This is a genomic window from Phytobacter sp. (assembly GCF_059074235.1).
The window spans coordinates 23,522-36,998 of sequence record NZ_JCACPZ010000002.1; the positions used below are offsets into that span (position 1 = coordinate 23,522).

Annotated in this window: 11 protein-coding genes; 6 read left to right on the forward strand and 5 right to left on the reverse strand. The window is 54.2% G+C overall.

Going from position 1 to position 13,477, the window contains the following annotated elements; genetic code table 11:
- Position 1: 1 nt before the first annotated feature.
- Entirely contained in the window at positions 2-1,147 is a 1,146-nt protein-coding gene (nagA, locus tag AC5JPW_RS02760; RefSeq protein ID WP_494238152.1) for an N-acetylglucosamine-6-phosphate deacetylase, read from the forward strand.
- Positions 1,148-1,174: 27 nt separating this feature from the next.
- Here the strand turns inward: nagA and metF are convergent, their stop codons facing one another.
- The 3 genes from metF to metB all read right to left on the reverse strand — a co-directional run bounded on the left by metF (position 1,175) and on the right by metB (position 5,868).
- A complete protein-coding gene (metF, locus tag AC5JPW_RS02765; RefSeq protein WP_494238153.1) occupies positions 1,175-2,065 on the reverse strand; it encodes a methylenetetrahydrofolate reductase in 891 nt (296 codons plus the stop codon).
- Between the two features lie 207 nt (positions 2,066-2,272).
- Complete coding sequence (locus AC5JPW_RS02770) at positions 2,273-4,705, reverse strand: bifunctional aspartate kinase/homoserine dehydrogenase II (RefSeq protein WP_494238154.1); 2,433 nt, start codon at positions 4,703-4,705, stop codon at positions 2,273-2,275.
- Positions 4,706-4,707: 2 nt separating this feature from the next.
- Positions 4,708-5,868, reverse strand: a complete 1,161-nt coding sequence (gene metB / locus AC5JPW_RS02775) for a cystathionine gamma-synthase (protein ID WP_494238155.1) — start codon at positions 5,866-5,868, stop codon at positions 4,708-4,710.
- 278 nt (positions 5,869-6,146) lie between these two features.
- Between metB and metJ the strand changes: the two genes are divergently transcribed.
- Positions 6,147-6,464 carry a met regulon transcriptional regulator MetJ gene (metJ, locus tag AC5JPW_RS02780; RefSeq protein WP_437888660.1) on the forward strand — a complete coding sequence of 106 codons (318 nt, stop codon included), beginning with the start codon at positions 6,147-6,149 and terminating at the stop codon, positions 6,462-6,464.
- 481 nt (positions 6,465-6,945) lie between these two features.
- Here the strand turns inward: metJ and AC5JPW_RS02785 are convergent, their stop codons facing one another.
- A complete protein-coding gene (locus AC5JPW_RS02785) occupies positions 6,946-7,626 on the reverse strand; it encodes an oligogalacturonate-specific porin KdgM family protein (RefSeq protein ID WP_494238156.1) in 681 nt (226 codons plus the stop codon).
- A 374-nt stretch (positions 7,627-8,000) separates the two neighbouring features.
- Complete coding sequence (gene rpmE / locus AC5JPW_RS02790; RefSeq protein ID WP_437432262.1) at positions 8,001-8,213, reverse strand: 50S ribosomal protein L31; 213 nt, start codon at positions 8,211-8,213, stop codon at positions 8,001-8,003.
- A 207-nt stretch (positions 8,214-8,420) separates the two neighbouring features.
- On the opposite strand from rpmE, the gene priA reads away from it, so the two are divergent.
- From priA to hslV, 4 genes are all read left to right on the forward strand, one after another.
- A complete protein-coding gene (gene priA, locus AC5JPW_RS02795; RefSeq protein ID WP_494238157.1) occupies positions 8,421-10,616 on the forward strand; it encodes a primosomal protein N' in 2,196 nt (731 codons plus the stop codon).
- An 85-nt stretch (positions 10,617-10,701) separates the two neighbouring features.
- On the forward strand, positions 10,702-11,766 hold the full coding sequence (gene cytR, locus AC5JPW_RS02800) for a DNA-binding transcriptional regulator CytR (RefSeq protein ID WP_494238158.1): 1,065 nt from the start codon (positions 10,702-10,704) through the stop codon (positions 11,764-11,766).
- Between the two features lie 95 nt (positions 11,767-11,861).
- The gene (gene ftsN, locus AC5JPW_RS02805) at positions 11,862-12,854 is read left to right on the forward strand and encodes a cell division protein FtsN (RefSeq protein WP_494238159.1); all 993 of its coding nucleotides are present in this window, start codon (positions 11,862-11,864) and stop codon (positions 12,852-12,854) included.
- A 90-nt stretch (positions 12,855-12,944) separates the two neighbouring features.
- Entirely contained in the window at positions 12,945-13,475 is a 531-nt protein-coding gene (gene hslV, locus AC5JPW_RS02810; RefSeq protein ID WP_494238160.1) for an ATP-dependent protease subunit HslV, read from the forward strand.
- The last annotated feature ends 2 nt before the right edge of the window (positions 13,476-13,477 follow it).

Here is a 13,477-nt window from a genome sequence, read left to right on the forward strand (position 1 = left end):
TATGGTTATCCAAAGTGAGCGTGTCTGGCTGTCCGGGGGATTTTTCCCGGCGCATATTACCGTTGAGGATGGCCGCATCAGTCATATAGCGATGGGGCTTACAGGCAACGCAACCCATGATTTTGGCACACGGCGCATTATCCCTGGCCTGATTGACAGCCACGCCCACGGCGGATGGGATTACGACACCAACGAAAACGATCCTGAAGGGCTTCGCCGCTGGGCAGCAAACCTTCCCGCTGAAGGCGTAACGGCATTCTGCCCGACCACGGTAACAGACGAAGATGCCACGCTGCTTACCGCACTCGGCAATATTTCGCAGGTGATGGATGAGGACTACCGGGGGGCAGAGATACTGGGGATTCATCTTGAAGGTCCGTTCCTGTGCCAACAGTACCGTGGCGCACAACCGGAAAAACAGATCCGCCCGGCAAGCGTTGTTGAATTTGAAGCCTTTGAGAAAGCCGCACGTAACCGAATCATCGCCATAACGCTTGCCCCGGAAGAGGATGCAGGGCTCGCCCTCACCCGCTACTGCGCGCAAAAAGGGATTGTCGTCAACATGGGGCACTCGAATGCCTCCTTCGAGCAGGTGCTGGAAGCGATCGCCAATGGCGCGAAAAACGTCACTCACGTCTATAACGGCATGGCGAAATATGTGAATCGTGAACCGGGGCTGTTGGGTGCGGCTTTTCGCCTGGACGGGCTGTACGGCGAAATCATAGCTGACGGTATCTTTGTCAGCCTGGTGTCCGCGTCTCATCTTTACCGGCTTAAAAATGACGATGATGTCATCATGATCAGCGACTCGATGAAATCAAAAGGCTGCCCGCCCGGACGCTACATGTTCGGCGGTGAACCGATGATATTGGGCGAAGACGGTGCAACACGGCGGGAAAATGGCGTGCTGGTCGGCAGTACGCTGCATCTAAACCGCGGTTTATACAATATGGTGGAAGGGGCGATGGTGCCTTTCGGCGCAGCGCTGAAATCCTGCACGCTCAACCCGGCGCGACTGCTCGGCGTTGAGGGGCATAAAGGCAAACTGCAGCGTGGGTATGATGCCGATATTGTGGTGCTGGAAGATAACTATGATGTGCACACCACCTTCTGTACTGGTGAGGTGGCGTTTAGCGTGGCCGGATGACGCGAACATCCGGCGCGTTGCGCAAAATCAGACTGTCGGGCGTACGCCCAGCGTGTGGCAAATGGCGTAGCTCATTTCCGCACGGTTCAGCGTGTAGAAATGGAAATCCTTAACCCCTTCGCGGCTGAGGATTTTCACCATATCCATGGCGATGCTCGCTCCCACCAGCTTGCGGGTTTCAGCATCGTCATCCAGCCCGGCAAACATTTGCGACATCCATGCCGGAATGCGCACGTTGGTCATATCGGCAAATTTCTTCGCCTGCTTGAAGTTTGAGACTGGCAGGATCCCCGGAATGATTTCCACATCAATACCCGCCGCCACACAGCGGTCGCGGAAGCGCAAATAGCTTTCCACATCGAAGAAGAACTGGGTGATGGCGCGGTTAGCGCCTGCATCCACTTTGCGTTTCAGGTTAAGCAGATCCGCCTGTGCGCTTTTCGCCTCCGGATGGACTTCCGGGTAGGCAGCAACGGAGATATCAAAATCTGCGACGTCTTTCAGTAACGTCACCAGATCGGCCGCATACATATCCGGTTTACCGCTGCCTGGCGGTAAATCGCCGCGCAGTGCCACGATATGGCGAATGCCGTTATCCCAGTAATCTTTTGCGATAGCACGCAGCTCATCAGGTGAGGCATCAATACAGGTCAGATGCGGCACAGCTTCCAGACCGGTACGGTCTTTAATGCCTTTGATGATGCTGTGGGTACGGTCACGCTCGCCCGAATTCGCACCGTAGGTCACGGAGACAAACTTCGGTTTGAGAATGCTCAGACGATCGATGGAGTTCCAGAGGGTCTGTTCCATTTCACTGGTGCGCGGCGGAAAAAATTCAAATGACACATTAATCTGTCCGTGCACTTCAGCCAGGCTCTGATTCAGGGCTTCTCGCTGGTTGGCGTGAAAAAAGCTCATACCTTACCTCATCAATCGCGTGTTGTTATTTATTGCGCTACAAACATCTATCCGTTTAGACGTCTGGATGTAAAAATGACGGAAAAGCGGACGAACGTCAACTGGAAAATCACTATTATGTGTGAGGAATCTTCAGTGAAAATGAAAAAACTTCAGGATGGAGAACAAATTTTTCCCTCTCCCCAGTGGGGAGAGGGTGAAGGGAAATTAGAGCAGCTGCGCCAGGCGATTGATATCAGACTGAATCGCCCCGGCGGTCACGTCGCGCCCTGCCCCTGGGCCGCGGATAACCAGCGGATTATCACGATACCAGCGGCTTTCAATCGCAAACACGTTGTCGCACGGCAGTAGCGAAGCCAGCGGATGTTCCGGACGCACGGCTTCAACACCTACACGTGCTTTGCCATTGGCATCAAAACGGGCAACGTAACGCAGCACCAGTCCCATTTCACGGGCGGCTTCTAACCGTTGCACCATCTGCTCATTCAGCTCATCACCATTTTCGAAGAAGTGATCGATTGACCCCTCTTCACACTCGGCGGGTACCAGTGACTCCACACGAACCTGATCCGGCTCGATGTCATAACCCGCTTCACGGGCGAGGATCACCAGCTTGCGCATCACATCTTTACCAGAAAGATCGACACGCGGGTCCGGCTCGGTCAGCCCCTGCTGCCAGGCCTGGTCCACCAGGTCCGTGAACGGCACTGTCCCGTCAAACTGCAGGAACAGCCAGGAGAGCGTGCCGGAGAAAATCCCGCTGATCGCCAGGATACTGTCGCCACTGTCGATAAGATCTCGCACGGTGTGGTTAACCGGCAAACCTGCGCCAACGGTGGCGTTATAAAGCCAGCGACGCCCGGTTTTTTCAAACGCATCATGAATCTGGCGATACATATTGCTATCGCTCGCCCCGGCCAGCTTGTTGGCGCTGATCACATGGAAACCGTGGCTGGCGAAATCAAGATACTGACTGGCGAGTTGTTCACTGGCGGTGACATCCAGCACCACCAGATCGTCATACGGGTGTGCACGCATCCACAGGAACAGCGACTCTTCATCCTGCTCAACGGCTTCATCATTAAAGAAGGCCAGCGCCCGACTGGCATCCAGCCCTTCATAGTTCAGCAAGCTACGGCTGCTATCCACGACACCCGAGAGCACAAATTCAAACCCGGTACGGGCAGAGAGCGCACTCTGCTCGCGGGCAAACAGCTCCAGCCAGCGCGAACCGATATTGCCTTTGCCAAACAGCACCAGACCGATGCGTTTTTCCGCACGGAATAGCGACTGGTGCAGGCCCTGAATCAGACTTTCCGTTGGCCCGACGCGCAGCACCGCCACCAGGCTGATGCCTTCGTCAGACTGAGAGATAAACTCGACCGGCTGTCCTTTTAGTTGTTGCCAGAAGCGGTGACTGTGCAGAGGATTGCGGCAAACACCTGCCCCCACCAGCGCGACCAGCGCCAGCCCCTGACGCAGACGCAATTCACCCGGCAAACCCGCTTCATCCAGCAGTTTAAAGACGCTGTCCACCACTTCCGAGGTGTAGCAAAGCTGCAGCAGGTTACGGTCAGCATGAACCCCTGTTGCCAGCGGGCGCACCTGTCCACGCTTCAGAATCAGATCGATATCTTTGTGCGCCAGTTTGAAATCCTGCCCGGCGGGCACCTGGAACTCAATCAGGCAGACATCGTCGTGGCTGGTGACAATACGCGCACCCGTGCCCGAAGCCAAAACACGTTCAATACGCGTGGAACCCTGCTCCGGGTTGTAGCTACAACGCAGTTGCAAATCGATATTACTGCCGGAAACTGGCTGCAGGGTGCGGGCGTGCAGAACCGGGGCGGCCAGACGCGCCAGTTCACTGGCTTCATCAAGGCGCAGCAGTGGCAGCAGACAGGCATCTTTCACTTTACGTGGGTCAGCACTGTACACCCCGGCCACATCGCTCCAGATGGTCACGCGTGACACGCCGCCCAACGCACCGACCTGGGTCGCTGAATAGTCAGAACCGTTACGCCCCAGCAGCACGGTTTCACCCGCGTCATTACGGCTGATAAAGCCCGTCACCACGATGCGTTTTCCCGGGTGCTGCGCCAGCAGCTGTTGCAGTAGCGGCCAGGACGTCCCTTCATTCACCTGAGGTTGAGCGGCACGCTCGGCGCGCAAAAACTCACGCGCATCAAGCCAGGCCGCTTCTAACCCCTGCTCATTCAGAACGGCAGACATCAAACGGGCAGACCAGATTTCACCGTGACCCACCACTTCGGCGTAGACCGCATCGGTGATCCCGCCATCCAGTAAACCGGCCAGGCGTTCGAGATCACGAATAAAATCACTGGTCAGCCCGTCCGCCACATCGGCAGGCAGCAGACCGGAAATCAATTCGCTCTGATAACGCCGCAGCGACTGTTGAACCTGATGCGCAGAGAGGCGATCGGTCTGACTTAACTTCAGCCAGCTGATCAACTGGTTGGTGGTGCTGCCCGCTGCCGAGACGACCATCATGTCGCCAGGTTGCGAGTACTCGTTCATGATCCCTGCCACGCGCAGGTAACATTTCACGTCAGCCAGACTACTCCCACCAAATTTGTGCAGCTGGCGTACCTTCGCCCCTGCCTGCGCATTCACACTCATGTTTATCCCTCAGCTGCGATCCGGAAGCCATTTTCCAGATCGGCAATCAAATCTTCACCATCTTCAATGCCGGTTGAGATACGCAGCAGCGTCTCAGAAATTCCGGCGGCGGCACGTGCTTCCGGCGCCATGCCCGCGTGTGTCATGGTGGCAGCGTGGGAGATCAAGCTTTCAACCCCACCTAAAGATTCCGCCAGTGTGAATAATGACAGCCCGCTTAAGAAGCGACGCAGTGTTTGCTCATCGCCATCCAGTTCAAAACTCAACATTGCCCCAAAGCCCTTTTGCTGGCGAGCGGCAATTTCATGCCCTTGATTTTCCGGCAGAGACGGGTGATACAGTTTTTTGACCAGCGGCTGCGTCTTCAGGAAGTCGACAATCGCCTGGGCATTACGCTGTGCCACTTCCATGCGTGGCGAGAGCGTGCGAATACCACGCAGCAGCAGGTAACTGTCGAAGGCACTGCCGGTGACGCCGATATTATTCGCCCACCATGCCAGTTCCGTGACAGTCTCGGGGTCTTTTGCAATCACAACGCCGGCAACCACATCGGAGTGGCCGTTCAGGTATTTAGTACATGAATGCAATACCAAATCTGCGCCCAACGCCAGCGGGTTTTGCAGTGCCGGACTCATAAAGGTGTTATCTACCACGCTCACCGCCCCGGCCTCACGCGCCAGCTGGCAGATTTTCGCAATATCCACGACGCGCAACAATGGGTTGCTCGGACTTTCCACCAGCACCAGTTTCGGTTTTTGCGCCAGGGCGGCTTTTAATGCCTGCTCATCACCCTGATCGACAAACAAAACTTTATAGTGCCCACGTTTCGCCAGGCTATCAAACAAACGGTAGCTGCCGCCGTAGCAGTCGTGAGGCGCTACCAACAAGTCACCTGGATTCAGGTACACCGTGGTCACCAGGTGAATAGCCGACATGCCGGTATTCGTCAGTACCGCTCCGGCACCACCTTCCAGTTCTGCCAGCGCACGCTGGGTAACATCACGCGTAGGGTTGCCACGACGCGAATAGTCATGCGCGCGCGGTTCGTTAAATCCGGTGAAGTTATAGGTGCTGGAGAGGTGGATAGGCGGGACAACGCAGCCGTACTGCTCGTCATCGTTCAATCCGCTACGCACTGCAATGGTGGCCTGTTTACGCGTCATGATGGAGGCTTCCTGGCTTAATGGATGAAAAGTCAGGTCACAGAGTAAACACTGGATTAATGGACGTCAATACATCTGGACATCTAAACTTCTTTGCGTATAGATTGAGCAAATGCGCAATAGCCGTTAAAATTATATGCTTTAGTGAAGCAACGTCGCGCGATACACCGTGTCACAGTAGTGACTCTACGGTAAACTACGCGGGATTACGGTCCGGGCACTGCGCGTTACCCAGGTTCTGACCTTCTATTAATGACTGAGAGGATTAAAGGTATCTCATGGCTGAATGGACCGGCGAATATATCAGCCCCTACGCTGAGCACGGTAAGAAGAGTGAACAAGTAAAAAAAATTACGGTTTCCATTCCTCTGAAGGTGTTAAAAATCCTCACCGATGAACGCACCCGTCGACAGGTCAACAACCTGCGTCATGCCACCAACAGCGAACTGCTGTGTGAGGCATTCCTGCATGCGTTTACCGGCCAGCCTCTGCCCAACGATGAAGACCTGCGTAAAGAACGCAGCGACGAAATCCCGGAAGAAGCCAAAGTGATCATGCGTGAACTGGGTATCGACCCCGATACGTGGGAATACTGATACAAAAAAAGGCAGAAGATATCTTCTGCCTTTTTTGTTTGTTGTGCGGTGTCTGAATCAGAAGCGCGTCACTTCAGGGTGAACTTCTGACAGAGAGATAAAGTAAGACACAACGACATTTTTGATTGCATTCAACATGATAATGGCCTTCCACGCGTTGTTTGATGGATGTTTTCGCAGTGAAAAGCATAGGCCTGTTGTAAAAATTCGACAAGAATTTTGTGATACTCATCACAAAAAACAGCTCAAATCTGATGCCATCCGTTGAGTTTTGCACGATTACGGACGAATAAAAGTCGTCACACCTGTCTCAGAAAAATTCCCAGAGCTATAGGGTTGATAAATTCCATGGATCTGTTTTGCGCGTAGACATATTTAGATCCAGCGACTGGAAAATAAATATTTCGACTTAAAAATTGCGATGACATACGACGACAATAAATATTGCCGTCGTTTTATTTAGACACAGAACAAGAGGGTATTAGAAATTATAACCCAGACCGACACGATAACGGGTCTGGCGGTCGTCAGTGATTGCCGTTTTGTAGCCTGAGGAAACGTTACCCACTTCAACAAATGGAACCCAGGAGCCAAATTTATAAGCAATACGGCCATTATATTCATAATCGCGTTTAGTATTATTATAAAGATTTTCAGCTTCCGCGAATTTATAAATACCGTTTAGTTCAAACATCCAGTTCCCGGTATTATAGCCAAGCCACACTTCCGGGCGGTTAACGCGGCGGTCATCACGCCCCTCAGCGTTACGGCGAGTGTATTCGAAACGGTAACGGAAGGCAGTCCACCAGCTTTCGTTGATGTTGTACTGAACGCGCACGAACGGCTTATAAATGGTCTGATTTTCATCCGTTTCGATGGCAATGCCTGGCAACCATACCAGATTACTCCAGGTAAACTGATAGTTTGCTGTGTATTCAATACCGTTCGTTTCCATGTTGTTAAGCGGCTTTTTAGCTTCCGCATCATCTGAACGGGAAATACCTTCTAATGCCACACCAAAACCGCTGGCAAAACGCTGAGACATATAAACACGATCGTAGTTGCGGCCATCATCATAATATTCATGACGATAATCCACATAACCGGCGTGCGCAGCCCCTGCTATTACAGGCAGCAGTAATAATGCATATTTCAGCTTCATGAAAATTCCTCTTTGACGTAATTCAATAAAAGAAAATATGTAGCTGATAATCCCCAGGCCAGCGTAACAAGTGAAATTCAAAGCTACAGATTTAAAAGAATGTCAGAACGTGGGGAATTGTATTTTAGTGTAAATGTACAAACCTTTTAGATTTTGCCAGGGTTTTCTATTCGTGGCAAAAAAGCAAAGGTTGGTAAGCGTCATATCACCAACTGAAACAATAGATATTTAAAAAAGAAACGATGTACCAAATCAAAAGAACCAGTGTTACAAAAAGGAAAAATCAGCTAAGAAGTGGGAACGGGGAGAACAGAGGGAGATGCAGAATTTGGGCACAAAAAAAGCGCCTTACGGCGCTTTTTTCATCGGGCAACTTACTTGCTGCCTGGGATGCTGAAACGCTTGTTGAAGCGGTCAACACGGCCACCGGTAGCAACATCACGCTGTTTGCCAGTGTAGAACGGGTGGCACTGGCCGCATACGTCGAGGTTCAGGTCGTGACCTACGGTTGAGCGGATTTTGATAGAATTACCGCAAGAACAGTTTGCAGTAATTTCGGTGTAATTTGGGTGAATACCTTTTTTCATGGGAAACCTCAGTTTAAGGCCGCGTCGCTCTTCCAGCCCTAACGCCAGACACCACGCGAAGTTAATGTATTAGTGTATCTCTGCTGCGCGAATACGCACCAAAGGCGGCGAATCATACAGAAATTAACCAGCGTATGCAAACTGATCCGCGCCCCACCGACAACAATGTGTATACTATCCCGCCAGTTTTCAAGTCAGGATCCTGAAATGTCTGTCGCTCACGTTGCGCTACCCGTACCGTTACCTCGCACCTTCGACTACCGCTTGCCTGAAAGCATGGTCGCCCGTGCAGGCTGTCGCGTGCGCGTGCCTTTTGGTAAGCAAGAGCGCGTGGGGATTGTGGTGGCCGTCAGCGAACAAAGTGAACTGCCGCTGGATGAGCTCAAACCCGTCATTGAGGTGCTGGATGGCGAACCGGTGCTCGCCGGGTCACTCTGGCGACTGCTTCTCTGGGCTGCGGATTATTATCACCACCCGATTGGCGACGTGCTTTCCAACGCTTTGCCCATTCTGCTACGCCAGGGTAAACCAGCCAGCGCGGCCGTACAGTGGTTCTGGTTTGCCACTGAGCAGGGCCTGGCCGTCGACATTCATTCTCTCAAACGCTCCCCCAAACAGCAGCAGGCGCTTGCGGCGTTGCGCCAGGGAAGAATCTGGCGCCATCAGGTCGCCGAACTCGATTTCACCGAAGCCGCACTACAGTCATTACGCACCAAAGGGCTGGCAGAGCTGAACAGCGAAGAGCCTGCGTGGCAGGACTGGCGCACGAACTTTACGGTGTGCGGCGATCGTCTGAGGCTGAATACCGAACAAGCCACCGCCGTGGGGGCGATTCGCAGCGCGGACGACAGATTCTCTGCCTGGCTGCTGGCGGGGGTGACCGGCTCCGGCAAAACCGAGGTCTACCTGAGCGTGCTGGAAAACACGCTGTCACAGGGCAAACAGGCGCTGGTCATGGTGCCGGAAATTGGCCTGACACCACAAACAATCGCCCGCTTTCGCGAACGCTTTGCCGCGCCCGTCGAGGTACTGCACTCTGGCCTGAACGACAGCGAGCGTTTATCCGCCTGGCTGAAAGCGAAAAATGGCGAGGCGGCGATTGTTATCGGAACCCGTTCGGCACTGTTCACACCGTTTAAGAATCTCGGCGTCATCGTAATAGATGAAGAGCACGATAGCTCCTATAAACAGCAGGAAGGCTGGCGCTATCACGCACGCGATCTGGCGGTGTACCGCGCGCATAGCGAACAGATCCCGATTATTTTAGGCTCTGCGACACCGGCGCTGGAAACGCTGCACAACGTACGGGCGCGCAAATACCATATGCTGCGTCTGACGCGACGTGCTGGCGGGGCTCGCCCGGCGCTGCAACACGTGCTGGATTTAAAAGGCCAGGCATTACAGGCCGGTTTGTCACCCGCGCTGATTAACCGTATGCGCCAACATTTACAGGCGGGCAATCAGGTCATCCTCTTCCTCAACCGCCGTGGATTTGCCCCTGCGCTTATCTGCCACGACTGCGGCTGGATTGCCGAATGTCCTCGCTGCGATCACTACTACACGCTGCATCAGGCGCAGCACCAGCTTCGCTGCCATCATTGTGACAGCCAGCGCCAGGTGCCGCGTCAGTGCCCCTCATGTGGTTCAACCCATTTGACACCTGTAGGTCTGGGAACAGAGCAGCTCGAACAAGCGCTGACGCCACTGTTTCCTGCCGTGCCGATATCCCGCGTTGACCGCGACACCACCAGCCGCAAAGGCGCACTGGAGCAGCATCTTGCCGATGTGCATCGCGGCGGTGCGCGTATTTTGATTGGCACGCAGATGCTGGCCAAAGGTCACCACTTCCCCGACGTCACCCTGGTGGCCTTGCTGGATGTGGACGGTGCGCTGTTCTCGGCCGACTTTCGTGCCGCCGAGCGTTTTGCCCAACTGTATACCCAGGTCTCCGGGCGTGCCGGACGCGCAGGAAAACAGGGTGAAGTGGTGCTGCAAACTCACCACCCGGAGCACCCACTACTGCAAACGCTTCTGCATAAAGGTTATGACACCTTCGCGGAGCAGGCGCTGGCCGAACGCCAGACCATGCAGCTTCCACCCTGGACCAGCCACGTGATCATCCGCGCAGAAGATCACAACAACCAGCAGGCCCCACTCTTCCTGCAGCAACTGAAGAACTTGCTGCAGGCCAGCCCGCTGGCTGACCCACAACTCTGGGTGTTAGGCCCGGTCCCTGCCCTCGCCCCGAAACGCGCCGGTCGCTGGCGCTGGCAACTTTTACTCCAGCATCCTTCTCGCGTCCGCCTGCAACAGGTCATCAGCGGGACGCTTGCACTCATCAACACGCTGCCAGAAGCACGCAAAGTGAAATGGACATTGGATGTGGACCCTATCGAGAGCTAAGGTTGCGAGGCGGGTCTAAAAATTTAACTCTCATCACACTTTTAATGAAAATACTGTAACCGGTCGGGTTAACTATCTGATAAAAATGTCTCTGCGCGTGCGCCGCGCAGGCGAGGAGAAGAAGGTGAAGACCAGGAACCCGGTTGCTGCTGCGACCATGAAAGATGTTGCCGTTAAAGCGAATGTGTCGACCGCAACGGTATCCCGTGCATTAATGAATCCAGACAAGGTGTCGCAGGCTACCCGCAATCGGGTAGAGCAGGCGGCGATGGAAGTGGGTTACCTGCCACAGGCAATGGGGCGTAACGTAAAACGCAATGAATCCCGGACCATCCTGGTGATTGTGCCCGACATTTGCGATCCCTTCTTTAGCGAGATTATTCGCGGCATTGAAGTTACCGCTGCGGAAAATGGCTATCTGGTCCTGATTGGCGACTGTGCCCACCAGAATCAGCAAGAAAAAACCTTTATCGACTTAATTATCACCAAGCAGATCGATGGCATGTTGCTGCTGGGATCGCGTCTGCCGTTTGATGCCAGTATTGAAGAGCAACGCAATCTGCCGCCAATGGTGATGGCCAACGAATTCGCACCTGAGCTTGAGCTGCCGACCGTACATATCGATAACCTGACCGCCGCCTTTAACGCCGTGAACTACCTGCGCGAGCAAGGCCACCACTTGATTGGCTGTATCGCCGGGCCGGAAGAGATGCCGCTCTGCCACTATCGCTTACAGGGTTACGTGCAGGCGCTTCGCCGCTCAGGCATTACCGTCGACCCCCACTATATTGCACGCGGTGATTTTACCTTCGCCGCAGGAAGTCATGCACTGGAGCAACTGCTGGCGTTACCGAAACCGCCAACAGCCGTGTTCTGCCACAGCGACATCATGGCTCTTGGGGCGCTGTCCCACGCCAAGCGTCGCGGGCTGAATGTCCCGCGTGATTTATCCATCATCGGTTTTGATAACATTTCACTGACTGAATTCTGCGACCCGCCGCTGACCACCGTCGCTCAGCCCCGCTTCGATATCGGGCGTGAATCGATGCTGCTCTTGCTGGATCAGCTACAAGGACATAATGTCAGTAGTGGTTCGCGCTTGTTGGACTGCGAATTGATCATTCGTGGCTCGACAAAAGCGCTGACCTAACGTAAATGGGTTATCAGAATCCCTCTTCTGGTCAAAAGCCCGTCGCTTAAGTAACATGGCGGGCTGATAAACGAAATAAATACAGCGAAACGATAGTGGCACAACGAGATTATGTACGCCGCAGCCAGTCGGCGCCTTCGCGGCAGAAAAAGAGTAGCCCAAGGAAAAAGCAACGCAGTTCGTCTGCTGTCTCACCAGCGATGGTCGCGATCGCTGCCGCCGTGGTCGTGGCCTTTATCGGTGGTCTGTACTTTATTACCCACCACAAAAAAGAAGAATCCGAAACGCTGCAAAGCCAGAAAGTGGCAGGAAATGGCCTGCCTCCGAAGCCGGAAGAACGCTGGCGTTATATTAAAGAGCTGGAAAGCCGTCAGCCGGGCGTGCGTGCACCAACCGAACCTTCTGCTGGTGGTGAAGTGCAGAATGCGGATCAGCTGACAGGTGAGCAACGTCAGTTGCTGGCCCAGATGCAGGCCGACATGCGTCAGCAGCCGACTCAGCTCAATGAAGTGCCGTGGAACGAACAGACAGCGGAACAGCGCCAACAAACGTTACAGCGCCAGCGTCAGGCTCAGCAGCAGGTTCAGCAACAGCAGCAGTGGTCAACGACGGTCACGGAACAGCCTCGCACGCAGCCTCGTGTTGTTGAGCAGCAGCCCCGTACGGCGCAAACCGCCCCGGTGCAGCAGCCGCGTCAGACTCAAACGCAGACGCAGAAACCGGCAACCAGCAGCCAACAGCCTTATCAGGATTTGCTGCAAACGCCTGCGCATACGGCAGCTACCGCACCGAAAACGCAGCAAAGTGCGCCAATAACGCACGAGACAGAGGCACCGAAACCAACCGCCGAGAAGAAAGACGATCGTCGCTGGATGGTGCAATGTGGTTCATTCAAAGGATCGGAACAGGCTGAAACTGTGCGCGCACAGCTCGCCTTCGAAGGTTTTGATTCACGCATCACCAGCAACAATGGCTGGAACCGCGTGGTCATTGGCCCCGTTAAAGGCAAAGATAATGCCGATGGCACCATCAGCCGTCTGAAGATTGCCGGTCACACAAACTGCATCCGTCTCGCCGCCGGGGGTTGAAACCCCCAAAAACCCCCCCATCTATACTTGCATTCAGCCCCGTACCTGTACGGGGTTTATGTTCTGTATTCCTAACCAGGGGGTCTGCTCGTGACAACAATAGTAAGCGTACGCCGTAACGGCCAGGTCGTTATCGCCGGTGATGGCCAGGCCACACTGGGCAATACCGTTATGAAAGGCAATGTGAAAAAAGTCCGTCGTTTGTATAACGACAAAGTCATCGCAGGCTTTGCCGGCGGCACTGCGGATGCCTTCACGTTGTTTGAACTTTTTGAACGTAAACTGGAAATGCACCAAGGTCATCTGGTGAAAGCCGCTGTAGAACTGGCAAAAGACTGGCGTACCGATCGCATGCTGCGCAAGCTCGAAGCATTGCTGGCCGTCGCGGACGAAACCGCGTCGCTGATCATCACTGGTAACGGCGATGTGATTCAGCCAGAGAACGACCTGATTGCCATTGGCTCAGGCGGTCCCTACGCACAGGCAGCGGCACGGGCACTGCTGGAAAATACCGAAATGGGTGCGCGCGACATTGCTGAGAAAGCATTAAACATCGCCGGTGATATCTGTATCTACACCAACCATTTCCACACCATCGAAGAATTGACCTCCAAGGCGTAAGG